Here is a 24,381-nt window from a genome sequence, read left to right on the forward strand (position 1 = left end):
CTCGGCAACCCCACAAGTGGAGATGTGCAATGAATTCAGATAAATCGGTCAACGGTGTCGACCTGAGCGCAGCAGCGGATGAGAGCCTGAGTCAGCGCGGCGCCCAGCGCCGGGATCTGCTGCGCGCGATGGCCGCCAGCGGGCTGCTGACCCTGACCGGCACGGGCCTGCTGAGCGTGAGCGGTCAGGCCTTTGCCCAGACGCCGAAGCGCGGCGGCAAGATTCGCGTCGCCACGCAATCGGCGTCGGCCGCCGATACGCTCGATCCGGCCAAGGGCGCCCTCGCCACCGACTACGTCCGTGGCAACATGATCTACAACGGGCTGACCGAACTGGATTCGAAGCTTGGCGCCAAGCTTGCGCTCGCTCAGTCGATCGATACCAAGGACGCCAAGGTCTGGGTGATCAAACTGCGCAGCGGCGTGCAATTCCACGACGGCAAGCCCCTGACGCCGGCCGACGTCACGTATTCGATCCTGCGACACAAGGACCCCGCGACCGCGTCCAAGGCGAAAACGCTGGCCGACCAGATCAAGGAAGCGAAGGCGACCGGACCCAACGAGGTGACCATCACGCTCGAAGGCCCGAACGCCGACCTGCCCGTGATTCTCGCCACCTCGCACTTCCTCATCATCAAGGACGGCACCAAGGATTTCACGACGGCCGTGGGTACGGGGCCGTTCAAGGTGAAGGAATTCTCGCCGGGGGTGCGCACGGTCGGGGTGCGCAACGAGAAGTACTGGAAGTCTGGACAGCCTTATCTCGACGAAATCGAGCTGATCGGCATTGGCGACGAATCCGCCCGCGTCAATGCCCTGCTCTCCGGCGACGTTCAACTGATCAACGCCGTGAGTGCGCGCTCGACCGAGCGTATCAAGACCACGCCGGGATACACGGTGCTCGAAACCAAGACGGGGCAATACACCGACCTGATCATGCGCGACGAGGGCGGCATCACCGGCAACACGGATTTTCGCCGGGGCATGATGCATCTGTTCGACCGCGAACAGATCCGGAAGACCGTATTCCGCGGCTTTGGTGCGATCGGCAACGACCAGCCCATCGACCCGAGCAACAAGTACTACATGGCCGGACTGCCGCAACGTACCTACGACCCCGAGAAGGCGGCCTGGTACTTCAAAAAGGCCAACCTGCCCACGGCGCCGCTTCAGGTCTACGCCACGCCCGCCGCCGAAGGGTCGGTTGAAATGGCGATGATGCTTCAGCAAATCGCCCCGAAGGCCGGCCTGAATCTGCAGATCACCCGCGTACCGGCCGACGGCTATTGGTCGAACCACTGGATGAAGCACCCGCTCACTTTCGGTTCGGTGAATGCTCGCCCGAGCGCCGACGTACTGCTCACACAGTTCTTCCGCTCGGATGCCCCGTGGAACGAAGCGAACTGGAAGAACCCCAAGTTCGATCAGTTGCTCCTGGCCGCGCGTGGTGAACCCGACGATGCGAAACGCAAGGCGCTCTATGGCGACATTCAGACGCTGATTCACCAGGACGGCGGCATCGGCATTCCCATGTTCCTCTCGTCACTCGACGCCCACACCACCAAGCTCAAAGGGTTGGGGTCGATCCCGCTGGCCGGTCTCATGGGCTTCGCCTTCGCGGAACATGTCTGGCTCGACGCCTGAGATTGACCGAGCACTGCAGCAGTAAGAGGGCGATGCGCGCCGCCAGGCACGGCGCGCATCGGTCTGACACCGTCGTTTCCCCACGAACGGCGTCGTATAACGGGAGAGGTTTCCGATGAAATCCCAAGTGCAACGACTTATCGCGGCACGCTTCGGCCTGGCCTTGCTGACACTGGTGCTGGTGTCCGCAATCGTATTCACGATCACGGCCCTGCTGCCGGGCGATGCCGCCCAGATGGCGCTCGGTCAGGCCGCGACCCCCGAAGCCGTCACCGCGCTGCGTCACCAGCTCGGCCTGGACCAGCCAGCGGTGACCCGTTACTTCCAGTGGCTCGTTCACATGAGCGCGGGCAACTTCGGCGAATCGATGTCGAACAATCTGCCGGTCGCGCAACTCATCGCCAGCCGTCTGCCCAACTCGCTCGTACTCGCGGGGCTGACCACGCTCGTCTCGGTGCCGCTGGCGCTGGCCATCGGCATCGCCGCCGCCATGTGGCGCGGCTCGCTGCTCGATCGCGTACTCAATATCCTGACGCTCTCGGCGGTGGCCGTGCCGGAATTTCTGGTCGCCACCATCGCCGTGCTGATCTTCGCCGTCAAGCTGCGCTGGCTGCCGGCACTGTCGTATTTGTCGTCCGTCAATTCGTTCGACGATCTGGTACGGATCTACGCCATGCCGGTCATGACCCTGTGCTGCGTGATCGTCGCGCAGATGGCGCGAATGACACGCGCCGCGGTGATCGATCAATTGAGTTCGTCATACGTGGAGATGGCCATCCTCAAGGGGGCGTCGCCCATGCGCGTCGTCTGGCGGCACGTGCTTCCGAATGCCATCGGCCCAATCGCCAACGTGGTCGCCCTGAGCCTGTCGTATCTGTTCGGCGGCGTGGTGATCGTCGAGACGATCTTCAATTACCCGGGTCTCGCCAGTTTGCTGGTCGACGCCGTCACCAACCGCGATCTGCCGCTCGTACAAGGCTGCGTCATGGTGTTCTGCGCGGCCTATCTCTTGCTCGTGTTGATCGCCGATCTGTGTGCGGTCGTCTCCAATCCGAGGCTGCGTCAACGATGAATCCGATATCTCGCCCTCCTGTCAGCCCCGCGGAAGCCCTGCCGCCCGCCCTGCCCGCCCCTGCGGCGCCCGACACCGTCACCTCGCCTGCAGCCCCTCGATCGAGCCGCTTCGCCGGTCTGCGCGAACGCGTCTCCTGGCTTGGCATGACCGGTGCAGCGCTGGTGCTGTTCTGGCTGGTGATCGCCTGCATCGGCCCGCTGATCGCGCCGCATCCGGGCGGCGCCTTCACGTCGGCCGATGTCTTCGCGAGCTACAGCGCCGCGTATCCGCTCGGCACCGACTACCTCGGGCGCGACATACTCAGCCGGATCCTCATCGGCACGCGCTTTACCGTCGGCATCGCCTTGGCGGCCGCCGTACTCGCCAGCACGGCGGGCACCTGCTTCGGCCTGTGTGCGGCGGTCGCGCCGCGCTGGGTGGACGAGGTGCTCTCGCGCGTGTTCGATGCGCTGGTGTCCATCCCGAGCAAAGTGCTGGCGCTCGTCGTCATCGCGGCGTTCGGCTCCGGCAACACGCTCCTGATTCTGGTCACCGCATTTGCCTATATTCCGGGCGCATTTCGCATCTCGCGTTCGCTGGCGGTAAATCTCATGACGCTCGAATACGTGCAGGTCGCCCGCGCTCGCGGCGAAAAGCTGCTCTACATCGCCCGCGTGGAAGTACTGCCGAACATGATTCATCCGATGCTGGCCGACTTCGGGCTGCGCTTCGTGTTCATCGTGCTGCTGCTCTCCGGCCTGTCGTTTCTCGGCCTCGGCGTGCAACCGCCAAACGCCGATTGGGGCTCGCTGGTCCGCGAAAACATCGGCGGTCTGGCCGAAGGCTCGCCCGCCGTGCTCATGCCGGCCCTGGCGATCGCCTCGCTGACCATCGGGGTGAACCTGCTGATCGACAATCTTCGCCGGCGCGGTGCGTTCGGCACCGGAGCACCGAAATGACGATGCAGCCCTCAGCAGGCACCTCGTGCCCACCCGTGATGATCGACGTTCGCGCTCTGCGCGTCGTGGCCCGCAGCCGAGGGGTCACCACGGAGATCGTACGCGGCGTCGATTTTTCGGTACGGCGAGGCGAAGTCCTCGCGCTTATCGGTGAATCCGGTTCCGGCAAAACGACCATCGCGCTGTCCTTGCTGGGGTATGCCCGCAACGGCTGCGACATCGCGGGGGGGCAGATCCGGATCGGCGACGTCGACGTGCTCTCGCTCGACGACCGGGGCCGGCGCGCGCTTCGCGCTCGCACGGTCGCCTACGTGGCGCAAAGCGCCTCGGCGGGCTTCAACCCGGCACGCACGATCATGGATCAGGTGATCGAACCCGCCCTGCTTCATAAAACCGCCACGGCGGCGCAAGCGCGCGTGAAGGCCGTCGAGCTGTTCAGGGCGCTGGCGTTGCCGTCACCGCAAACCATTGGCGAGCGGTATCCGCACCAGGTCTCGGGTGGGCAGTTGCAGCGATTGATGGCCGCCATGGCGCTGATCACCGATCCGGCCGTGGTGGTGTTCGATGAGCCGACCACCGCGCTCGACGTCACGACGCAGATCGAAGTCCTCGCCGCGTTCAAGAAGGTGATTCGCGAGTTGGGCACCACGGCGGTGTATGTCTCGCACGATCTCGCCGTCGTGGCGCAGATGGCCGATCAGATTGTCGTGCTCAACGGCGGCACGGTCCGCGAGATCGGTACGACCGCGAAAATACTGCGCAGCCCCGACGATGCCTACACCCGCGAGTTGCTCGCCGCACGCCGGCACGACGATCTGTCGGTCGCAAGCGCGGCACGCAGCGAAACGCCCGCCCCGCCGCTGCTCGAAATTCGCGGGCTGCACGCGGGATACGGCAGTCGCGACCGGCATGGCCTGCCGGCGACGCGCGTGCTCGACGATGTCAGTCTTCGCATCGCCAAAGGCAGCGCGCTGGGCGTGATCGGCGAATCGGGTTCCGGAAAAACGACGTTGGCCCGCGTGGTCGCGGGCCTGGTATCCCGCGCGCGCGGCGAAGTGTGGTTCGACGGCCAGCCGCTGCCCGATTCGCTGAGCGAGCGCAACGCCGAGCACTATCGCCGCATCCAGATCGTCTTCCAGAACGCCGACACCGCGCTGAATCCGAGTCACACCATTGCCGACATTCTGGCGCGTCCGCTCAAGCTGTACCACGGCCTGCGCGGCAACGCCGCGAAGCAGCGAACGTTGGCGTTGCTCGACCGGGTTCGGCTACCGGCCACGCTGCTCGATCGCACACCGGGCGGCTTGTCCGGCGGGCAGAAGCAGCGCGTGAATCTGGCGCGCGCGCTGGCGGCCGAGCCGTCGCTGATCCTTTGCGACGAAGTCACCTCGGCGCTCGACACCGTCGTGGGCGCCGCGATCATCGATCTGCTCGCGGAACTGCGCCGGGAACTGGGCCTGTCGTATCTCTTCATCAGCCACGATATTTCGACGGTGCGGGCGATCTGCGACGAAGTGATGGTGCTGTATGCCGGCCAGCGAGTGGAATCGGGGGCGCGCGAAGTGCTGAGCTCGCCTCCCTGGCATCCGTACACCCGGATGCTCGTCGAGTCGGTGCCGGACTTGCGTCAGGGCTGGCTCGACGAGCGTCGCGCGTGCGTCACGAAGCCCCTCCCGCCCTTGGCAGCCAGCGCCGACGTGGCGGAATTGTGCGCGTTTCGCGATCGCTGCCCGGTGCGTATCGACGGCAAGTGCAACGTGACGCCCCCGTCGCTCAAAGTGCTCGACAACGGTGCCGCCATTCTTTGCCACCATGCGGGCGGCGACCTCGATGCGCTGCAGGTTGCTCATCGCATGCCACGCGAACCGGAGCTGAGCGCATGAGCCCCTCGCGAGATCCCTCGCAAGCACGCTTCGTACGCGTTGCCGAAACCGGGCGCGCGACGGTGTCCTTGCACGTCGATGCCCGCCCCGTGCAAGCCTACGAAGGCGATACCGTCATGGTCGCCATTCTGACGACGCAGGGCGGCCTTCGCGATGCCGAATTCGGTCCCGAGCGCCGCGCCGGCTTCTGCGTCATGGGCGCGTGCCAGGACTGCTGGGTCTGGACCCGCACCGGGCAACGGTTACGCGCCTGCACCACGCCCGTGAGGGCCGGCATGGACATCGTCACACGGCTCGTGCGCGGTGACGACGACACCGCGCCGATGCGCGCGACGACCGGCGGCGAGGAGGCACTATGGCCGCTCGCGTGATCGTCATCGGCGCCGGCCCGGCCGGCGTCCGCGCGGCCGAAGCCCTGGTCGAAGCGGGTGTGCGGCCGCTCGTGATCGACGAAGGACGCCGCGACGGCGGCCAGATCTATCGCCGTCAGCCGGACGGCTTTCGCCGCACCTACGCTGCCCTTTATGGTACGGAAGCCGCACGGGCTCAGCGCCTGCACAGTCGCTTCGACGCGCTGCGTCCCCACATCGACTATCTGCCGGAAACGCTGGTATGGAATATCCGAGAGGGCGTCGTCCATCTGGCCAATGCGCACGGTGCGAGCCACGCCCGCTTCGACGCGCTGATCGTATGCACCGGCGCCACCGACCGGCTCATGCCGGTACCGGGTTGGCAGTATGCCGGCACCTACAGTCTCGGCGGTGCCCAGGTCGCCCTCAAGTCGCAGGGTTGCGCCATCGGCGAGCGAACGGTCATGCTTGGCACCGGACCCCTGCTGTATCTGCTCGCCGCCCAGTACGTGAAGGCCGGCATGACGCCCGCCGCCGTGCTGGATACCTCTCCCGCACGTGCGCGCCTGCGCGCATTACCGCAATTGCTGGTCAAACCGGCCGTTCTGCTCAAGGGCGCGGCCCTGCTGCGCACGCTGCGCGGGGCAGGCGTACCGATACACCGTGGCGTCACGCCGGTACGCATCGACGGCGATGACGAGCTGGGCGTGCGCGGCGTCCATGTGAAATTGGCCGACGGCACAGCGCTCGACGTGCCGGCCAATGCCGTCGCGATGGGCTTTCACCTGCGCCCCGAAACGCAGATCGCCGATCTCGCCGGTTGCGCATTCGCCTTCGACGACGCCGCGGGACAGTGGCTTCCCGAGATCGACGAAGACGGGCGCAGCAGTGTCCCGGGCGTCTACCTTGCGGGAGATGGCGCACGCGTGCGCGGCGCCGATGCCGCCGAGCGCGCAGGGCGGCTTGCCGCGCTGGCCGCGTTGCGCGACGCAGGCGTCGAACCGAAACACGACGACGCCGCGCGACTGCGTGCCGAACTGGCTCGCTTCTCTCGCTTTGCGGCCGGGCTGCGTGCGGCATTTCCCTGGCCGGCCCACCATGCGCGGCAATTGCCCGACACGACGGTGGTCTGCCGCTGCGAGGGCATCACCGCCGGAGAATTGCGCCGCGTTTGCACGCAGGACGGCGCCGCGGAGGCCAATCGGGCGAAGGCGTTCTCGCGTGTCGGCATGGGGCGATGCCAGGGCCGTTTTTGCGCGCACGCAGGGGCGGAGGTGATGGCTGCCGCGCTGGCAGTGCCACTGGCCGACGTCGGCCGGCTGCGCGGTCAGGCACCGGTCAAGCCGCTCGCGGTCGCGCTCGACCCCGCGCCGTGCGCAGACGTCACCGTCGCAACACAAGACAACGCGGCGAGCGCAACGCCCCGCAGCATGGAGCTTTCATGAGCACGCATGCTTCGCACACGGCACATGCCGACGTCATCGTGATCGGTGGCGGCATCATGGGCTGCAGTACCGCCTACTTCCTGCGCCGCCACGGGCTATCCGTGGTGCTTCTTGAGCGCAACATGACCGGGCAGCAGGCCAGCGGCACCAACTTCGGCGGCGTACGCAGGCAAGGCCGGGCGCTGCCACAGTTGGCCATGTCCAATCGCGCGTTGCGGATATGGCGAGCTTCTCGCGAACTGCTCGGCAGCGACGTCGAGTTTCTGCCCTCCGGGCATACGCGCGTGGCCTATCACGCGCACGATGCCGAGTATTTCGACGACTATGCCCGGCAGGCGCGCGACTACGGGCTCGACCTCGAGGTGCTGCACGGTGCAGCGATGCGCCGCCGCTTCCCGTTTCTCGGACCGGACGTTCTCGCCGCCTCGATCTCGCCGCTCGACGGGCACGCCAACCCGCGACTGGCCGCCCCCGCTTTCGCGCGCGCGGCGCGCGCACTAGGGGCCGACATTCGGGAAAATGCGTCCGTACGCCGGGTCGAGCGAACCGCGACGGGGTTTCGCGTCGAGACCTTCTCCGGCGAGTCCTTTGTGGCCGAACGCCTCGCCATTTGTGCAGGCGCATGGACGAATGCGTTGGCATCGCAGTTCGGCGAATCCGCGCCGCTGACGTTGCGCGGTCCGCAGATGGCCGTCACCGAGCCGGTGCCCTACGTGTTTCGCTCGTCGATGGGCGTCTACACATCGATCAAGGAAGAGAGCATCTATTTCCGGCAGATCCCCCGCGGCAATCTCATTTTGGGCGGGGGCCCGCCGGGTCCGGCCGACGCGGCAACATCGCGCGCTGCCGTATTGCCCGAGAACACGCTCGGTCAGTTGCGGCAGTTCAGACGGCTGGTGCCGGGCGTTGCGCCGCTGCACATCATTCGCGTCTGGAGCGGCGTCGAGAGCTATCTGCCCGACGGCGAGCCCGTCATCGGCAAAAGCGGCACGACCGACGGACTTTATTACGCGTTTGGGTTCAGCGGTTCCGGCTTTCAGATTGGCCCAGGCGTGGGCGAGACGCTGGCGGAACTGATTGCCACCGGCCGATCGGAGATTGATCTGCAACCGTTCCGGATCCAGCGCTTCGACGCTCCCGGGCCAAGTACGCCGGCATCGGCGCCGACCATGGCGCAAGGCGGCCCGCCCTCCCCCACGGTAACCTCGTCATGAACGCGACCTCAACTTCATGCTCGTCGGCCTCAAGGGCTGTGGCGTATCGCAAACCCGCGCCGACCGGCACGCTCGACGACGCACGCGCGTTCATGGAATCGCATTTCAATGAAGCGCTCTCCGTACCGCAGTTGGCCGAGATGTGTGCGCTGTCGGTGTCGCGTTTCGCCACGGCATTTCGACAGCGATTCGGCGAGGCGCCCCATCGCTATCTGTGCAGCGTGCGCGTTGCTGCTGCGCAGCGACTCCTGCTCGCTGGGGTGCCGGGCTCCCACGTGGCCACCGATGTCGGGTTCTTCGACCAGAGTCATCTGGCACGCCATTTCAAGCGCCTGTGCGGCGAGACCCCGAGCGAGTTCGTTCAGCGGCATCGAACTCACGAGCGGCACCGCCCACGCGTGAGGTGGGCGGACACGTCCTTGCCTTTACGGTGAAGCCGGCGGCGCCGCCGCCGCCCCCCTTACCGGCGCCACCGCAACGGCCGGCGCAGCGGATGTCGCTGCGGTCCGACCCCGACCCAGGCCGGCGCGGCGTCAGCCGCTCCAGCGATCGCTTCGCGCTCCGCCGCTTCCTCATCCTTCTCGACGGTCTTGCTCGTGTCGATGAACAGTGCCGCAATCACGCCCACCCCGAGCAACGCGGCCGAGATCGCGAACGGCACGTTGTAGCTGCCGGTCGTCTCGATGAGATACCCGAACGCCACCGGCGAAATCATGCCGGCAAGGCCGAAGCCGGTGTTCATCATCCCGCCCGCGGTGCCCGCATATTTGCCCGCAATGTCGAGCGGCAGCGTCCAGAGCACCGGGTTGGTGATTTCGAGGAAGAAGAACGATGCCGAGAGCAAAAACACCGCCACCATCGGATCGGACACCCGCGTCATCGGCAACAGGAAAGCCAGCGAACCGCCCATGCCGACCACCATCACCGATACCCGCGCGAGGCGCAACCGGCCGGTCATCTTGTACAGCTTGTCCGAGACCACGCCACCGAGCGTGTCGCCAATGACGCCGGCGAGCAGCGGCAGCGACGTGAACAACGCGAGTTGCTTGAGATCGAAGCCCTGCGATTCACGCAGATAGGAAGGCATCCACGTGAGGTACACCCACAGCAGCCAGCCATAGCAGAAGTCCACGAACGTCACCAGCCACATGCGACGCACGAGCTTGCGCCACGGCGTCGACGCACGTTTCGCCCGTTCGCAATCGCCCGCGCGGTAGCCGATCTCGGCCGTCTCCTCGGGCGTGATGCGACGATGTTGCTCCGGCGTGTTGGTAAACACCTTCATGTAGAGCATCGTCCAGGCGAGGCTCACCACCCCGAGCACGATGAATGCCTCGCGCCAGCCGAACGCCACGACGATCGCCAGCACCACGGGCGGCGTGATGGCGCCCCCCAGGCGTGCGAAGCTGTGCGTGATGCCCTGCGCGAAGCCGCGTTCGCTGACCGGCATCCAGTACGTGAAGGCGCGCGTGGCCGTCGGAAACGCGCCGCCCTCGCCTACGCCCAGCACGAAGCGCAACGCCACCAGCGTCGCGATGCTGCCGGCAAACCCGGTGGCCAGCGTTGCGGCGCCCCAGATCAGCGAGAGCACCGTGAGCACCAGCTTCGGCCCGAAACGGTCAGCCAGCCACCCGCCAAAGATCTGCATCGCGGCATACGGATAGGCGAACGCTGAAAACACGAGTCCGAGTTGCACCGTCGTCAGCCCCATCTCCTGTCGGATGAACGGGCCGGCGACGGCGATGTTGACACGATCGATGTACGAGATGAAATACATCAGGCACATGACCGCCAGGATGATGTGGCGCGTCTTCACGCGACCGGTGCGCTTGTCCATGTTGTCTCCTATGTATTTACGTCACACGCGTCTTGCGCATGCGATCGTGTCCTGCAAAGTGAAGCGGGTTGCCCTCGCGGGCCTTGGGTCTTTCTTGAGTCTTGGGTCTTGAGCTTGCGTCCTTGCGCTGCCGCGCGTTAGCTTTTCAGCAGCTTGAGGCGTTGCACCTTGCCCGAGGGGCCACGGGGCAAATCCGTCACGAAACGAAATTCCTTTGGCGTCTTGTAGCGCCCCAGCGTTTGCAGGCAGTGTTCGCGAAGCGCCACCGCATCGGGCGGCGCGCAGTCGCTGCCGTTGGCGTCACTGCCCCGCTCGCGGACCACCACGAACGCCACGATGTCTTGTCCATACGCGGGATCCGGCACGCCTACCGCAGCCGCCTCCAGCACGCCCGGATGACGCATGAGGGCTTCGTCGATCTCGCGCGGCGCAATGTTTTCGCCGCCCTTGATGATCAACTCCTTGGCACGTCCGGTGATATAGAAATACCCGTCGCTGTCGCAGTAGCCAAGGTCGCCGGTACGCAGCCAACCATCGGCCGTGAAGGTGGCCGATGTCTCGTCCGGGCGCTTGTAGTAACCGCACATGACCTGTGCGCCGCGCAACACCAGTTCGCCGGTCTCGCCGGGGGCCGTCGGTGCGCCGTCGCGCCGGATCACCTTCGCCTCGCCGCCCGACGGCAAGCCGATGCTGCCCACGCGTCGCCGGGTCGCGTCGAGCGGATTGCTGAACACTGGGGCCGCCGTCTCGGTCATGCCCATCGTCTCGATGATGCCGATACCGAAGCGCGCCTCGAAGGCTCGATGGTGATCCGCCGGTAGCGCCGCCGAGGCGCTTCGGCAAAAGCGCAGCGCCGCCAGCGCGGTGCGGTCCGGCACCTCGCCTTCGAGCAGATAGGCCACGATGGTCGGCACCACATTGATCCACGAGCATTGCGCGGCCGTCACGTCGCGCCAGAACGTGCGCGCCGAAAAGCGCGGCGCCATCGCGACCGAGCCGCCGTGAAACAACGGCGCGAGCAGTGTGACCACGAGTCCGTTGATGTGATAGAGCGGCAGCGACGCGAGCACACGGTCGTGCGGCGTCAGACAATGCTCCGCGCTGATGAACCCCGCATTGGCCAGCAGGTTCCCGTGCGTGAGCATCACCCCTTTCGGCACGCCTGTCGTGCCCGACGTGTACATGAGCAACGCGACGCCGTGCATCTCCGCCGGTACCGGCGCGGCAAGTTGCGTCAGCGGGGCAATCTCGGGCAACGTTGTCGCCTCGGGCGAAGTGCAGACGAGCGCCACGGGTCGCGTCATGCCTTGCGCGCGCAACGCGTCCACCGCTTGCGCGATGGCGGGCAGCATCGCCTCGGACACGAAGATCAGGCGTGTGTCCGAGTGCTCCACGATGTACTCCATCTGCGCAGGCTGGCACAGCAGGTTGATGGGGTTGACGATCAGGCCGCTGTACATCGCCGCGAGAATCAACCGTGCCGTCTGAAGGCCGTTGCCCATGCAGACCGACACGATGTCCCCCTGGCGCAGTCCGGCGGCGGCAAATCGTCGGGCGAGTTCGCGGCAATCGTCGCGCAAGCCGGTAAAGGTGAGCGTGACGGTGTCGTCGCCCGTCTCGCGGGTCGTCAGCAGGTAGGTCTTTTGGCCGAACGCGTCGGCTTGGGTGTCGATGAGCTCGCGCAGCGTGCGCGGCGTCCTCTGGGTTTCGTGGGCTGTGACGTCGGCGACCGACGCCAGATTCATGGGCGCGTTCATCGTCCGACGCTCCCGAAATAGTCGCCCAGCAGATCGTCGACGTCGGGCACGGCCGATGCGATGGGGAACGCCACGCGTGTCACGTTCAGGTACTGACGAAAGCCGAGGTTGTCGGTGAAATTGTTCTTCCCCCAGGTGCCGCAGCCCATCGACAACGAGAACGGCAGGCCGTTGTCGAAATTACCACCCGTTGCGAAGCAATGCGCCTGGTTGACGATCACGCGTGCGACCGGCAACGTCTCGGCCAACGTCACCGCCTGCGCCGGATCCGACCCATGCAGTCCGACGGAATGGCCCGCGCCCATGTAGGCGTAGATCCGCTCGACGAGCGATGCCGCCTCGGCAAAGTTCCCGGCACGATAGACCGTGAGTACCGGCGAGAGTTTTTCGCCCGAGAACGGATGATCGGCGCCCACGCCCGACTCCTCGACCATCAGGAACGCCGGTCGCTGCGCCGCCACGTCGTCGAGCCCGGCCAACTGCGCGATCGTTTGCGCCGCTTTCGCCGTACATCCGCCCGCCAGCTTGCCGTCCACCCACATGACGTCCTGAAGTGCGCGCTTCTGGCTGGCGCTCAGCAGCACGCCGCCGGCGGCACGCAGCGCGTCGATCATGGCGTCGTAGACCGGGTTTTCGATCACGACACTGTTCTCCGACGAACAACTCGTCGCGTTATCGAAGGTCTTGGAGCGCGCAATCTTGCCCGCCGCATCGGTCAAATCGGCGCTGGCCGTCACGATCGACGCCACGTTGCCCGCTCCGACGCCGAACGCCGGCGTGCCGCTCGTATAGGCCATGCGCACGTTCGCCTGCGAGCCGGTGGCGACGATCAGGTCCGCCTGACGCATCAGCGCCGCCGTGGCGGCCTTGGTGATCGGCGCAGGCAGCATCTGCACGAGGTCCGGCGACAACCCGGCCTTGGCGAGTTCCGCGTGAATGAATTCGAGCAATAACGCGCACGCCGAATGTCCCTTGGGCGACGGCGCGACGATCACCGCATTGCCACACTTGAGCGCGTTGACAATCTTGTTCGCGGGGGTGGCCGCGGGGTTGGTGGACGGCGTGATCGCCGCGACGACGCCCACCGGACGCGCAATCTCTACGATGCCTTTCTCTGTGTCCCGCGCGATGACGCCATGCGTCTTGCGCCCGTGCAGATCGCGCAGCAGGCCGAGTGTCTTGCGGAAGTTCTTCTGGAACTTGTCGTCGACGTTGCCGAGTCCGGTGTCGCGCACCGCGAGTTCGGCCAGTTGGCGATTGCGCGACGGCTCCATGATCGCCCACGCCGCCGCGCTGGCCGCCATGTCGAGCGTGTGTTGCCCCGCGCTCGCGAAGTCGCGCTGCGCCGCTTGCGCGCGGGCGACGAGTGCCGCGACCTGAGCGTCGACGTCCTGCTGCGCAAGCGCGTCGGCGCGGGTGCCGGTTGGAGGAACGATGGCTCCGAAGGCCCGTGAATTCATGTGATGTCTCCTGATGCGCAAGGCGCCGGTTGTGGCTTGGGTTCGCGACTCCAATCTAGCCAACCGGGTGGTGTCGCAGGTCTCAAATTCCCGGACAAACCGGACACATTGGACAGGTGTATCGGTCGTCTCGATATTCGGGACCGATGTGGTCCGCAAAAGTGATGAAAACGATGCAAAATCACGTTAAACAGCGAAGCCGGAATGTGGGAGTCGCAGGTGCGGCGAGTCGGAACCCGTCGCATCGGCAGACCGGGACTGCGCGAGGCATGGCATCAGGAGACGACATGACGGCATCGAATCAATCGAACGCAGCCGCGGTGCGGGCGTTCCGCGTGCTCGAGACCCTGGCGACGGCTGGCGGGCCGCTCTCGATGATGGATCTCGTCAACGCGCTGGATTTGCCGAAGCAGACGGTGCATCGCATCCTCACCCAGCTCAAGGACGCCTGGCTCATCACGCGCAGCGCCAACGACCGCCGCTACGAATGCTCGCCGCGCGTTCGTGCGCTGGCGATCAACGTGCTGATGCAGACCGGCGCCGCCGCCGCGCGGCACGGCTTGCTCGAGCAACTGGTCACGCGTATCGGCGAGACGTGCAACCTCACGATGCTCTCGGGCAACGACGTGATTTATGTGGATCGTGTGGAGACGGAATGGCCGCTGCGCATGCACCTGCAGCCGGGTTCGCACGTGCCGATGCACTGCTCGGCCAGCGGCAAGCTGCTACTGAGCTTCCTGCCGAAGGAACGGCGTGAACGGCTGATCGAAACCCTGCCGCTGCGCAAATTCTCGGAGCAGACGTTGACCGACCGCGGTGAATTTCGCACCGAACTCGAGCGCACGCGCCGGCGCAAGATGGGCATCAACAATCAGGAACACTTGCAGGGCTTGATTGCGATTGCGGTGCCGGTCATGCTCAACCGCAATCGCGCCTGCGCGGCCATTGCGGTGCAGGCCCCCATCGGACGGCTGACGCTCGATGATCTCCTCGCCTTCGAGCCGGAGCTGAGATTCGCCGCCGAGGAGACGGCGAAAACCTTCAAGAACTGAGTGACTCGTTGCGTGACGATGTGCCACGCACCAGACGTTCGAACAGATCGACCCCGCCCATCTGCCCGCCTTTGAGCAGTATCTCCATGCCGTCGAGCGCTGGCGCATCGCTGCGAAGCCGGCACAAGGGCGCCCCCGGCGACACCATGCCCGCGTAAGCCAGCCCCCAGGCATCGAGCGCGCGCACGCCGTGGCTCGACGTGTCACCGCCGGCAATCGCCATGCGGGAGACGGGCACCTCGTCCAGCACCTGCCTGAGCAGCCGCCCGCCCGCTTGCGCCAATGCCAGCGCAGGGACCGCCCGATTCTGCGTCGACGGTTGGGGGGGGGATTCAGTCGATGCGTCGGCGAACGGCACGGTGCAGGCGAGCATGTGGCGTCCGGCGCGAAGGTGCGTGGCCAGTTGCGCGGCGGCCTCGCGGCAGTAGCGACCATCCGGCTCGATCAGTCGGGCGGCGTCGAGGCGCACGACCTCGAACGACACCGCTGCCGTCACCTGGGCCGCCGTCACCGGCGACAGGCTTCCCGCCAGCACCAGCACTGGACCCTTCGCCGGCGGGACATCGTCATTCACTGCCTCGCCGCTTCGCGACATCGCGCTTGCCAGCGCCTGCGTCACGCTGCTCGGCCCTACGGCCAGCAGCGGTGAGCGCCGCGCCGCGCCCCAGAGCTGCGCGCCGATCTGCGGCAAGTCACCCTGCCGGGCCACGTCCCAGAGCACGTTGACCACACCCTCGGCCCGTAATGCGTCGACACGCGCCGACATGGCATTGGTCGCAGCGGTCTCCCCAACGTCGTCCCCCGGCGGAGTGTCGTAGCATGTCCAAGGCACGAGACCGATATCGTTCAGGCCCTGCTGCGCCAGATGACGCCGCAGATCGGCTTCATGCATCGGCGTCACCGGATGACGGCTCATCGTCGGATGCCGGTCGATGCGTACGACTTCACCGCCCACGCCGGCCGCAGCGAAGAGATTGCCGAAAAGGCAGTAGCGGCCAAGATTGGGCTGTCCCCCGACGATCGCGACCCATGGGCTCGGCATCGACGACGACAACACACTCACGGCCTCGCCAATGCTTCCGACCTCCGGCGCGCTATCGAACGTCGAGCAGGTCTTGTAATGCAACACCGTGGGTTGCAAGTGCCGGGCCAGCGCCGCAATCGGCGCCAGCTCTTCACGCATGCGGGCCGGCGCGAGCGAGCGCGACACGCCGGCGATTCCCAGGCAATCGAGTGGCCCGAGCGTCGTGAGACGCGCCGCATCCGGGGGCGCGAACAGCAGAATGCTGCGCAAGCCTGCGCGTGCCGCACTCGCCAGGGTATCCGTCGCACCGGTGAAGTCATCGCCGTAATAAAGCAGTTGGGGACGATGTGTCATATCCGCCGGAGATTCGATAGGCATGGCAGCACCGGTCAATGGCCAAAGAATCGCAACGCGGCCGCCAACGCGGGCGCATCGCGAGACGCCTCTTCGAGCGACTGGCCGGCACGCACCGCCGCCCAAGCGTCGCGCAGACTCCGCACGCCCGCCGCCGGGCCATCGGGATGCGCCAGAATGCCGCCGCCCGCCATGAAGAGCAGATCGTCGCGGCCGACGGCGCGCCAGGTCGCCGGCACCGTGCCGGCCCATTGCCCCGACGAGAACGCCGGCATCACCTGGTCTCGCCCGATGTCCTGCTCGGCAGCATCGACGGCCAGCGGCGCATAGCAGTCGTGCGCCGACTCGATCACCTCCTCGTCGGCCTGCGCGAACTTGCCTTGCAGGCCATGCACATGCATGTGATCGACACCGGCCAGTCGCCAGAGGGTTTGATAGGCCTGAAAGCCCATGCCCAGCATCGGATCGCGCGACATCGCACCGTAGCCGTTCCGATGCGCGTGGATTGCCAGATCGGTGTGACGGCGCAGCGTCTGCACGGCAGAGAATCCGCACCAGTTCAGGCTCACCATGACGCAATTGCCGCCTTCGCGCGTCACGAGATCGGCATGACGTCGCATCGCATCCGTTTCGTCGGTGATATTGAAGGCCACCATCACCTGCTTGCCGGTGCGCGCCCGATGCTCGCGTACGGCAGCCATCACCGCGGGCACCCGCTGCGCGAGCGGCGCGTGCACGGGGTTGGCACACACTTCGTCATCCTTGATGAAGTCCACGCCCGCCGCGCACAGTCGCGCGACCAGCGCCGCCGTTTCCGCGGCGCTCATGCCGACATTCGGCTTGAGGATCGTGCCGACCAGCACGCCTTCGCGCACGCCCGTCGCCTCGCGCGTGCCTGCGATGCCGTAGCGCGGAAAGTCGAACTGCTGTCGGTAGCTCGCCGGCAACGCGATGCGCTCCAGCCGCATGCCCGTCACTTCGCCAAGGTCATACAGATTGCCCGCCAGCGTGGCCGCGAGCGTTGGCAGATTGACGCCGACGTTGTCATACGGAAACGCTATCCGAACACGGGCCCGATGCCACGGGCCACGGATGCCCTTGCGCTCGAGAAAGGCGTTCGGCAACGACGGCTGCGCAACGTCGCCCACGAGGTCGACCGCTTCGACCACGGCGCGCGCGCGCTCACGCAGCGCATCCGTCTCTCCCGCCACGCGGGTAAATGTGCCGCAGGACTGCTCGCCGGCCATGACTTCGGCGACCTTGCGCGGATCGAGCGGCGTCTCGATCAGATAGGTGGCAGACAGGGTCGCGCTCATAGCGTCGTGAGGTCCGGAAAGGCGCGCACGGGATCGGTGCCGTCCCAGGCGGCCGCAGCCTCGCGAATCATCGTGAAGAGCTTGCCCTTCGGGCCGGCGACTTCGGACAGCTCGATCGTCGTCCCGGGATGACAGCCGGGGTCGGCGCTGCGGTCCTCGAAATAAACGAAGCGGCCGTTCTCGCCGACTTCACCGCTCATGCAGACTTCGAACCCGGCGTCGCGCGCGCGCGCCAGATCGGCGTCGAAGTCCTCGGTCCAGTACGCCACGTGCTGCGCCCCGCTGCGCCCGGCATTGAGGAAGTCGCGGTACATCGACGGCACGTCGTTGCGGATCTGCAGCAATTCGATCTGCAACCCGCCCGCGTTCGCCAGCGCCACGGCGTTGTGCGGTTCGAAGCGCTCGCCGCGATAGGTGTAGTTGCGGATCGGCACCTTGGGGTTGTAGTACCACGGCCCGACACCGAGTACGTTTGACCAATAGGTCATTGCCGCCTCGATGTCCGGCACAAGGTATGCCACCTGGCGAATCTCGCCGAAGAATCTGCTCATGGTCTTCTCTGTAATCGTCTTTTGCGTAAGGTCCGGATGGGCGGCGCCACGCGAGGCGAATCGACCCCGCCCGCCGCCATCCTTGAATGTGGTGATGCATACCACTGCATGGTTCACTTGCCGCGCCGTGGTGTCGTCGGTGTCGGCGGTGTCGGCGGCTTCGTCAATGAAGGAAGCCGATCGAGATCCAGGGAATTGCCGCCACGCAGATCAAACCGACGATGAGCGCCGCGAGATAGCCCCAGATCGCCCGCATGCCTTTCGCGGGGTCGACCTTGCCGATGGCACAGGCGGCGTAATACCCCACGCCGAACGGTGGTGCGAACAGCCCCAGCCCCATCGAGAGCACCACGATCATCGCGTAATGCACCTCGTGCACGCCAACCGCGCGGGCGATCGGAAACATCAGCGGTCCGAACAGCACGATGGCCGGAATGCCCTCGAGCACGCTGCCCAGCACGATGAACGCGACGATGGACACCACGATGAAACCCGCACTTCCACCGGGCACGCGTTCCATCGCGGCCGCGAAGTCCTGCGCGAAGCCCGATTGCGTGAGTCCCCACGCCATGCCGGTCGCCGCACCAATGATGAAGATGATCGCGCCCGACAAGGCTGCCGTCTCGATCAGCATCGGCAGCAGCCGCCGCGTGTCGAACCTGCGATAGAGCAGCAAGCCCGCCACGACCGAATATGCGATGCCGATGGTCGATACCTCGGTGGCCGTCGCAATGCCCTCGACGACCGCCGCACGAATCACGAACGGCAGCGCCACCGCCGGCAATGCGTACACGAAGGCGCGCCACACATCACCCTTCTTCGCCTTCTCCACACCGGACAGATCCTCGTGGCGATAACGCCACCACACCACGCTGCACAGCGCAATGCCGAGCACCACGCCGGGCAGCAAGCCCCCGGTGAACAGCGCCGAAATCGACACCCCCGTCACCGACCCGATGGTGATCAGCACGATCGAGGGCGGAATGGTCTCGGTCTGCGCGCCCGTCGTCGAGAGCAACGCCACGAGATCGCCGGGATCCGCCCCGCGCTTCTTCATCTCGGGGAACAGCACGGGCGCGATGGCCGCCATATCGGCCGCCTTGGAGCCGGAGATACCCGACACCAGGTACATCCCGCCGATGAGCACATAGCTCAGGCCGCCACGCACATGACCGAGCAGGCTCGCGAGAAACTGCACCATCGCCCGCGCCATGCCCGTCATCTCGATCAGCAACCCGAGGAAGACGAACAGCGGCACCGCCAGCAGGATCAGGTGCGACATGCCTTCGTCCATCCGGCCCACGAGCACGACCATCGGCGTGTGCGTTGTCAGCGCGAGAAAGCCGAAGGTCGCCAGGGCGAACGAGAACGCGATCGGCACGCCCGCGAACACGCACGCCCCGACGACACCCGCGAAGAAGATGACCAGATTCCAGCGCCCGAGCGGCGCCAGCACCGGTCCGAGCAGCCAGAAGCCGACGCACACCACGCCCACCAGCGCTACGGCCTGGATCACCCGCGCGGCGGGCGCGGTGCGCAGCAGCCGCAATACGCTCACCACGAGCATCAAGGCCACGCCAACCGGCAACGCCGCCGCGCGCCAGACGTTGCTGATCTCCATCGCGGGCGTGATCACGAACGCCTCCTCCGACGCGTACTCGTACGCCGGATGCACGATGAGCAGCAGGAACGCGAGCGCGGCGGCGATCGCCAACACGTCGAGGAATGCCCGTGTCGACGGCGATGCCTTGCCGACGAACGCCGTCATGCGCATATGCTCGCCGCGCCGCAACGCGACCACGGCGCCGAGCATCGACATCCAGAGAAACAGGATGCCGGCGAGTTCGTCGCCCCAGACCAGCGGGGCATGGAACACATAGCGGGCGATGACCCCGGCGAGCATCACGAGGATGTCCGCGAGCACGAGCAGCGCCGCGGGAATCTCCGTGAGCCAACCGATGGCGCGATCGAGGCTGCCGACGAACGCCCGCCAGCCATGCAACGGCAGGTCGGCGGCACCGCTCGCCGGCAGCGAGTCCCCGGCGGGCGCGCCGTGCGGGGAATGCGCAGGACGGGGAGTCATCTCAGGCCACCTTGCCGGCCGTCGCTTCGAGAAGCGCCCACGCTTCCGGGCCGAATTTCTTCTTCCACTCGGTGTAGTAGCCCGACTTCTGCAACTGGGCGCGGAACGTCTCCGGCGCAGCGGCATTGAACGCGAGCCCCTTGCTCGAGAGCGCGTTCTGCAGGCCCGTGTTGAGCTTGTAGACGTCTTCGCGCTGCTGGATCGCGGCCTCGTTGAAGGCCCGCGCGGCAATGACCTTGAGGTCGTCCGGCAGCGCGCGCCACGAACGGCCATTCACGACAAGGTGATAGCCGTCCCAGCTATGGTTCGTGACCGAGCAGAACTTCTGCACTTCATAGAGTTTCGCCGTCTCCACGATGGCGAGCGGGTTCTCCTGCGCGTCGACAACATGCGTCTGCAGTGCTGAGTAGACCTCGCTGAACTGAAGGCTCGTCGGCGACGCCTGCAGCGACTTGAACAGCGAAATGCCCATCGGGCTCACCGGCACGCGAATCTTCATGCCGGCAAGATCGGTCGCCTTCGTGATGGGCTTGTTGCCGCTCGTGATCTGACGGAAACCGTTGTCCCACATCTTCTCGAAGGTGTAGAGCCCCGTCTTCGCGAAGGTCTCGCGAATGCTGTTGCCGAGCTTGCCGTCGACCGCGTGCCACACCTGGTCGTAGTTGGAGAACGCAAAGCCGACCGCCGTAATGGCACTGATCGGCGCGAGCGTCGCAATCACCATCGTGCCGGCGTTGAAAATGTCGATACCGCCGTTGCGCACTTGCGCGAGCATGTCGGTGTCGCCGCCGAGCTGATTGTTCGGGAAGATGCGCAGTTCCATGCGCCCCTTGCTCTCCGAAGCGATGCGCGCCGCGACCTCCTGTGCCCGCACGTTCAGCGGGTGGCTGACCGGCAGATTGTTGCCGTACTTGAACACGTATGCCGGCGCCGCGGCACGCGCCATGCGCGGCAGCGCGCCCGTCACACCGGCAACGCCCGCGACACCCAGTGCGGGCAAGGCGGAAAGCGCGCGCAGAATGTTGCGTCGGCCCTGAGAAGTTGAGTCGGTCATGCGCATGTCTCCTGATTTATGGTTTTTTACACAAGCGTCGGCGCGGCGTTAAGCGCGACGGCGCGAAATGCCGACACCCCGTTCGCCGATTGATCCTCCCGGCGGCGTGGCGTCAGTTGCAGCGAACGTGCATGCCGCCGTCGACGAGCAATTCCACGCCGTTGATGTAGCGCGCCTCGTCCGACGCCAGAAATACGGCCGCATTTGCCACGTCCCAACCATCCCCCATGCGACCGGTCGGGGACAGACGGTTGCGCGCCTCCACCATCGCCTGCGCGCTCGGGTAAAAGCCGGAAATTTGTTGATAGATGTGCGGCGTGTCCATCACGCCCGGCAGAATGCAGTTCGCCCGGATGCCCTTGGCCGCATACTGCAATGCCACGCTCTGGGTGAGCGAATTCACCGCCCCCTTCGATGCCGCATAGGCGCAATAGGCATAGCCAGTCCAGCGCACGCCGCCGAGCGCGCCGATGTTCACGATCGCGCCGCTGCCCTGGGCCTCCATGAGCGGCAGCACGGCCTTGCACGTGAGGAACATGCTCTTGACGTTGACCGTCATCACGCGATCCCAGACGTCCTCGGTGGTTTCCACGGGCCCGCCCTGGGAGGTAATGCCGACATTGTTGTGCAGAATGTCGACGCGACCGTAGGTCTCGATGGCGGACGCCACGGCACGCTGCACGTCGTCCCAGCGCGTAACATCGGCGGCCAGCGCAACGGCGTCGTTGCCTTCGTCGGCGATCACACGGCATGTGACGTCAGCCGCTTCCTGCGCTCGGTCCACGGCCACGACCTTGGCGCCGCTGCGGGCATAGGCCACGGCAGCCGCCTTGCCATTGCCCCATCCATCGCCGACCGATCCCGCGCCGAACACCAACGCCACGCGTCCCGCCAACCGACGCGGCGCCGACTCACCGACTGCTGCCATCACAATGTCTCCTGTGCATTCGCGTACCGGCCTGGCGGTACGTTCGTGGATGTCTTGAAGACGTACGATAGGTCGCAACGCCATGATCGACCAACTCTGAATCATGATGTGATTTGATGTGTTTTGATGAAGTATGCTGTGATCGTCGACGCGACGGCACGTCAAGCGAGACCGCCGCCGCACATCACATCGAGGGGAAGCAAATGAGACGAAACATGCCCAATCTGGCCGACATCGCACGTCTGGCGGGCGTTTCCACGGCCACGGTCGATCGTGTTCTGCATCGCCGCGAGGGCGTGCGGCAGACGACCGTGCAGCGCGTGCTGCATGCGGCCGGTGAGCTGCAATACCTGCCTGAGCCGGCACTGGAAGCGGTTCGCGCGGTGCCTCCCACGCAGGTGCTGTTCGTCCTGCCCGGTCGCAGCAGCAAGTTCCTTCGCATGCTGGGCGAATGGGTACAGTGCTCGCAAAACCAATGGGCGCCGTATCACGTGAACTGTCGCGTCCAGTTCATCCAGGGGTTCGATCCGGACGCACTGTCAGCCGCATTGCTGCGGCGTGGACGTGGCTGCAACGGGGTAGCCTTCATGCCGCTGGAGCATCCCAAAGTGCGCGAGGCGGTCGACACGCTGGCCGACGAGGGTGTGGCGGCCGTGACGTTGGTGTCCGACCTGTCGCACTCGCGGCGCATCGCCTATGTCGGGTTGGACAATGGCTCTGCAGGGCGAACGGCGGCGTATTTGATCGCGCGCTTCGTCGGCGCGAAGCGGCACGCGAAGGTGGCGCTCATCGCGGGCTCGCTCAGTTACAAGGCGCACGTTGAACGCGAGGCGGGATTTCTGCAGCTCTTCTCAGAGCAATACCCGCAGATGCAGGTCGTCGGGCTTCGCGAAGGCTACGACGACGAAGCGGTCAACTACCGACAGACGCGGGCGCTGCTCGAACAGCATCCGGATCTCGCGGCAATCTACAACATCGGCGGTGGTTCGGAAGGCGTTGGGCAGGCGCTCAAGGAAGCGGGAATGCAACACAAGGTGGTCTTCATCGGGCACGGACTGACGCCTGACACCCGCGCGCTGCTCATCGACGGCTCGATGGATGCCGTCATCACCCAGAGCCCGCAAAGCGCCATCATGAACTGTGTGCGCATCTTCGCCAATCTGCGCGAAAAACGCGATCTGTCCGCCGGCATCGAGGCGAATCGCAGCCAGGTGATCTTTCGCGAGAATCTGCCGTAAGCCATCGCACGGCGGCGAGGCGTTGCTCGCCGTGCCCGCAGGTTTGCGTGACGCGTACCGACGCGTCGAACCCGTGCCCCCTTCCCCGTGCTCGACACGTCGGCCGACCAAGACGAAACACCAGGCTCAGCGATAACCGTTCGGGTTGCGCATCTGCCAGCGCCAATGATCGGCGCACATGCGATCGATACCGTATTCGGCTTCCCAGCCGATGAGATCGCGCGCCATCGCGGTCGCCGCGTAGCAGCTACCGATGTCGCCGGCGCGTCGCTCGACGATTTCGTACGGCACCGGCTGGCCGCTCGCGGCTTCGAACGCCTTCACAACCTGCAGGACGGTGTAACCGTGCCCGGTGCCCAGGTTAACCGTGAAGCCGCCATCGCGTTGCTTGAGCGCATCGAGTGCGGCCAGGTGCCCGCGCGCGAGATCGACCACGTGAATGTAGTCGCGCATGCCCGTGCCGTCCGGCGTCGGCCAGTCGCCGCCGAACACCCGCAGGCGCTGGAGCTTGCCGACCGCCACTTGCGCCACGAACGGCATCAGGTTGTTCGGCACGCCGGCGGGATCCTCGCCAATGCGCCCGCTCTCGTGTGCGCCCACCGGATTGAAGTAACGCAACAGCGCGATACGCCAGCTCGGGTCCGCCTTGGCCACGTCGTTCAGGATCGTCTCGGCCATGAGCTTGGTCTGACCGTAGGGATTCGTCGCCGACAGCGGGAACGATTCGTCGATGGGTACCGTTGCCGGATTGCCATACACGGTCGCCGACGAGCTGAACACGAGATCCTTGACGCCATGCGACTGCATGGTCTCGACCAGCGTGAGCAGGCTGTCGATGTTGTTGCGATAGTAGGCGAGCGGCATCTCGACCGACTCCCCCACCGCCTTGAGCGCGGCGAAATGAATTGCGCCGGTAATGCCGAAGCGCGTGAACAGGTCGTCGAGCACGGGCTTCGAGCATGCGTCGCCTTCGATAAAGACCGGGGCGCGCCCGGCAATTTCACCGATGCGCCGCACCGCCTCCCGATGGCTGTTGACCAGATTGTCGAGAATGACCACGTCATAGCCGTGCGCGAGCAACTCGACGCAGGTATGCGAGCCGATGTAACCGGCGCCGCCGGTCACGAGAATGGTTCCGAGTGTATTCATGCTTTGCCCTTGAGGCATCTCATCCGTTGG

Annotated in this window: 20 protein-coding genes; 10 read left to right on the forward strand and 10 right to left on the reverse strand. The window is 65.8% G+C overall.

Annotated features, from left to right (window positions below):
- Positions 1 to 29: 29 nt before the first annotated feature.
- The 8 genes from PCE31107_RS13195 to PCE31107_RS13230 all read left to right on the forward strand — a co-directional run bounded on the left by PCE31107_RS13195 (position 30) and on the right by PCE31107_RS13230 (position 8,982).
- Positions 30 to 1,643 (forward strand): ABC transporter substrate-binding protein, encoded by a 1,614-nt coding sequence (locus PCE31107_RS13195; protein ID WP_150608943.1) that lies wholly within the window; start codon positions 30 to 32, stop codon positions 1,641 to 1,643.
- A gap of 115 nt (positions 1,644 to 1,758) precedes the next feature.
- Positions 1,759 to 2,715: an ABC transporter permease gene (locus tag PCE31107_RS13200; protein ID WP_130025295.1), complete on the forward strand. Its 957-nt coding sequence runs from the start codon at positions 1,759 to 1,761 to the stop codon at positions 2,713 to 2,715.
- Positions 2,712 to 3,656, forward strand: a complete 945-nt coding sequence (locus PCE31107_RS13205) for an ABC transporter permease (protein WP_130025294.1) — start codon at positions 2,712 to 2,714, stop codon at positions 3,654 to 3,656. Before PCE31107_RS13200 ends, PCE31107_RS13205 begins: the two co-directional genes overlap by 4 nt.
- Positions 3,653 to 5,539 (forward strand): ABC transporter ATP-binding protein, encoded by a 1,887-nt coding sequence (locus PCE31107_RS13210; RefSeq protein WP_246181823.1) that lies wholly within the window; start codon positions 3,653 to 3,655, stop codon positions 5,537 to 5,539. Before PCE31107_RS13205 ends, PCE31107_RS13210 begins: the two co-directional genes overlap by 4 nt.
- Positions 5,536 to 5,910: a (2Fe-2S)-binding protein gene (locus PCE31107_RS13215; protein ID WP_150608945.1), complete on the forward strand. Its 375-nt coding sequence runs from the start codon at positions 5,536 to 5,538 to the stop codon at positions 5,908 to 5,910. The genes PCE31107_RS13210 and PCE31107_RS13215 overlap by 4 nt, the downstream gene beginning before the upstream one ends.
- Complete coding sequence (locus PCE31107_RS13220; protein ID WP_150608947.1) at positions 5,895 to 7,334, forward strand: FAD/NAD(P)-dependent oxidoreductase; 1,440 nt, start codon at positions 5,895 to 5,897, stop codon at positions 7,332 to 7,334. Before PCE31107_RS13215 ends, PCE31107_RS13220 begins: the two co-directional genes overlap by 16 nt.
- Complete coding sequence (locus PCE31107_RS13225; protein ID WP_150608949.1) at positions 7,331 to 8,548, forward strand: NAD(P)/FAD-dependent oxidoreductase; 1,218 nt, start codon at positions 7,331 to 7,333, stop codon at positions 8,546 to 8,548. The genes PCE31107_RS13220 and PCE31107_RS13225 overlap by 4 nt, the downstream gene beginning before the upstream one ends.
- Before the next feature lie 92 nt (positions 8,549 to 8,640).
- The gene (locus tag PCE31107_RS13230) at positions 8,641 to 8,982 is read left to right on the forward strand and encodes a helix-turn-helix domain-containing protein (protein WP_240756283.1); all 342 of its coding nucleotides are present in this window, start codon (positions 8,641 to 8,643) and stop codon (positions 8,980 to 8,982) included.
- Between the two features lie 26 nt (positions 8,983 to 9,008).
- Here PCE31107_RS13230 and PCE31107_RS13235 read toward each other — a convergent pair whose 3' ends face one another.
- From PCE31107_RS13235 to sauS, 3 genes are all read right to left on the reverse strand, one after another.
- Positions 9,009 to 10,385, reverse strand: a complete 1,377-nt coding sequence (locus PCE31107_RS13235) for an MFS transporter (protein ID WP_017235450.1) — start codon at positions 10,383 to 10,385, stop codon at positions 9,009 to 9,011.
- 137 nt (positions 10,386 to 10,522) lie between these two features.
- The gene (locus PCE31107_RS13240) at positions 10,523 to 12,130 is read right to left on the reverse strand and encodes an AMP-binding protein (protein WP_150609119.1); all 1,608 of its coding nucleotides are present in this window, start codon (positions 12,128 to 12,130) and stop codon (positions 10,523 to 10,525) included.
- Positions 12,131 to 12,138: 8 nt separating this feature from the next.
- Complete coding sequence (sauS, locus tag PCE31107_RS13245) at positions 12,139 to 13,602, reverse strand: acylating sulfoacetaldehyde dehydrogenase (protein ID WP_150608951.1); 1,464 nt, start codon at positions 13,600 to 13,602, stop codon at positions 12,139 to 12,141.
- A gap of 287 nt (positions 13,603 to 13,889) precedes the next feature.
- Between sauS and PCE31107_RS13250 the strand changes: the two genes are divergently transcribed.
- Positions 13,890 to 14,654, forward strand: coding sequence for an IclR family transcriptional regulator (locus tag PCE31107_RS13250; protein WP_017235448.1), 765 nt, complete (start codon positions 13,890 to 13,892; stop codon positions 14,652 to 14,654).
- Here PCE31107_RS13250 and PCE31107_RS13255 read toward each other — a convergent pair.
- From PCE31107_RS13255 to PCE31107_RS13280, 6 genes are all read right to left on the reverse strand, one after another.
- A complete protein-coding gene (locus PCE31107_RS13255) occupies positions 14,644 to 16,032 on the reverse strand; it encodes a four-carbon acid sugar kinase family protein (RefSeq protein WP_150608953.1) in 1,389 nt (462 codons plus the stop codon). The genes PCE31107_RS13250 and PCE31107_RS13255 overlap by 11 nt on opposite strands.
- Before the next feature lie 35 nt (positions 16,033 to 16,067).
- A complete protein-coding gene (locus PCE31107_RS13260) occupies positions 16,068 to 17,348 on the reverse strand; it encodes a ribulose-bisphosphate carboxylase large subunit family protein (protein ID WP_150608955.1) in 1,281 nt (426 codons plus the stop codon).
- Positions 17,345 to 17,899, reverse strand: a complete 555-nt coding sequence (locus PCE31107_RS13265) for a VOC family protein (protein WP_026132269.1) — start codon at positions 17,897 to 17,899, stop codon at positions 17,345 to 17,347. The genes PCE31107_RS13260 and PCE31107_RS13265 overlap by 4 nt, the downstream gene beginning before the upstream one ends.
- Before the next feature lie 163 nt (positions 17,900 to 18,062).
- Complete coding sequence (locus tag PCE31107_RS13270) at positions 18,063 to 19,982, reverse strand: TRAP transporter large permease (RefSeq protein WP_130025285.1); 1,920 nt, start codon at positions 19,980 to 19,982, stop codon at positions 18,063 to 18,065.
- Between the two features lies 1 nt (position 19,983).
- Positions 19,984 to 21,036 carry a TRAP transporter substrate-binding protein gene (locus tag PCE31107_RS13275; protein ID WP_130025283.1) on the reverse strand — a complete coding sequence of 351 codons (1,053 nt, stop codon included), beginning with the start codon at positions 21,034 to 21,036 and terminating at the stop codon, positions 19,984 to 19,986.
- Between the two features lie 112 nt (positions 21,037 to 21,148).
- On the reverse strand, positions 21,149 to 21,964 hold the full coding sequence (locus PCE31107_RS13280; protein ID WP_150608957.1) for an SDR family NAD(P)-dependent oxidoreductase: 816 nt from the start codon (positions 21,962 to 21,964) through the stop codon (positions 21,149 to 21,151).
- Between the two features lie 215 nt (positions 21,965 to 22,179).
- Between PCE31107_RS13280 and PCE31107_RS13285 the strand changes: the two genes are divergently transcribed.
- Positions 22,180 to 23,202: a LacI family DNA-binding transcriptional regulator gene (locus tag PCE31107_RS13285; protein WP_017235441.1), complete on the forward strand. Its 1,023-nt coding sequence runs from the start codon at positions 22,180 to 22,182 to the stop codon at positions 23,200 to 23,202.
- 126 nt (positions 23,203 to 23,328) lie between these two features.
- Here the strand turns inward: PCE31107_RS13285 and galE are convergent, their stop codons facing one another.
- A complete protein-coding gene (gene galE, locus PCE31107_RS13290; protein WP_150608959.1) occupies positions 23,329 to 24,351 on the reverse strand; it encodes a UDP-glucose 4-epimerase GalE in 1,023 nt (340 codons plus the stop codon).
- Positions 24,352 to 24,381: the final 30 nt, after the last annotated feature.

It is taken from the genome of Pandoraea cepalis (assembly GCF_902459625.1).
Taxonomy (GTDB): Bacteria; Pseudomonadota; Gammaproteobacteria; order Burkholderiales; family Burkholderiaceae; genus Pandoraea; species Pandoraea cepalis.

Excerpts from the sequence above, each read along its gene's own strand:
- PCE31107_RS13250 (WP_017235448.1), top strand. The coding sequence starts at position 13,890 with ATGACGGCATCGAATCAATCGAACGCAGCCGCGGTGCGGGCGTTCCGC.
- PCE31107_RS13260 (WP_150608955.1), bottom strand. The coding sequence starts at position 17,348 with ATGAGCGCGACCCTGTCTGCCACCTATCTGATCGAGACGCCGCTCGAT.
- PCE31107_RS13230 (WP_240756283.1), top strand. The coding sequence starts at position 8,641 with ATGGAATCGCATTTCAATGAAGCGCTCTCCGTACCGCAGTTGGCCGAG.
- sauS (WP_150608951.1), bottom strand. The coding sequence starts at position 13,602 with ATGAATTCACGGGCCTTCGGAGCCATCGTTCCTCCAACCGGCACCCGC.
- PCE31107_RS13200 (WP_130025295.1), top strand. The coding sequence starts at position 1,759 with ATGAAATCCCAAGTGCAACGACTTATCGCGGCACGCTTCGGCCTGGCC.
- PCE31107_RS13220 (WP_150608947.1), top strand. The coding sequence starts at position 5,895 with ATGGCCGCTCGCGTGATCGTCATCGGCGCCGGCCCGGCCGGCGTCCGC.
- PCE31107_RS13215 (WP_150608945.1), top strand. The coding sequence starts at position 5,536 with ATGAGCCCCTCGCGAGATCCCTCGCAAGCACGCTTCGTACGCGTTGCC.
- PCE31107_RS13205 (WP_130025294.1), top strand. The coding sequence starts at position 2,712 with ATGAATCCGATATCTCGCCCTCCTGTCAGCCCCGCGGAAGCCCTGCCG.
- PCE31107_RS13255 (WP_150608953.1), bottom strand. The coding sequence starts at position 16,032 with ATGACACATCGTCCCCAACTGCTTTATTACGGCGATGACTTCACCGGT.
- PCE31107_RS13195 (WP_150608943.1), top strand. The coding sequence starts at position 30 with ATGAATTCAGATAAATCGGTCAACGGTGTCGACCTGAGCGCAGCAGCG.
- PCE31107_RS13210 (WP_246181823.1), top strand. The coding sequence starts at position 3,653 with ATGACGATGCAGCCCTCAGCAGGCACCTCGTGCCCACCCGTGATGATC.
- PCE31107_RS13265 (WP_026132269.1), bottom strand. The coding sequence starts at position 17,899 with ATGAGCAGATTCTTCGGCGAGATTCGCCAGGTGGCATACCTTGTGCCG.
- PCE31107_RS13240 (WP_150609119.1), bottom strand. The coding sequence starts at position 12,130 with ATGAATCTGGCGTCGGTCGCCGACGTCACAGCCCACGAAACCCAGAGG.
- PCE31107_RS13280 (WP_150608957.1), bottom strand. The coding sequence starts at position 21,964 with ATGGCAGCAGTCGGTGAGTCGGCGCCGCGTCGGTTGGCGGGACGCGTG.
- PCE31107_RS13270 (WP_130025285.1), bottom strand. The coding sequence starts at position 19,982 with ATGACTCCCCGTCCTGCGCATTCCCCGCACGGCGCGCCCGCCGGGGAC.
- PCE31107_RS13235 (WP_017235450.1), bottom strand. The coding sequence starts at position 10,385 with ATGGACAAGCGCACCGGTCGCGTGAAGACGCGCCACATCATCCTGGCG.
- galE (WP_150608959.1), bottom strand. The coding sequence starts at position 24,351 with ATGAATACACTCGGAACCATTCTCGTGACCGGCGGCGCCGGTTACATC.
- PCE31107_RS13285 (WP_017235441.1), top strand. The coding sequence starts at position 22,180 with ATGCCCAATCTGGCCGACATCGCACGTCTGGCGGGCGTTTCCACGGCC.
- PCE31107_RS13275 (WP_130025283.1), bottom strand. The coding sequence starts at position 21,036 with ATGACCGACTCAACTTCTCAGGGCCGACGCAACATTCTGCGCGCGCTT.
- PCE31107_RS13225 (WP_150608949.1), top strand. The coding sequence starts at position 7,331 with ATGAGCACGCATGCTTCGCACACGGCACATGCCGACGTCATCGTGATC.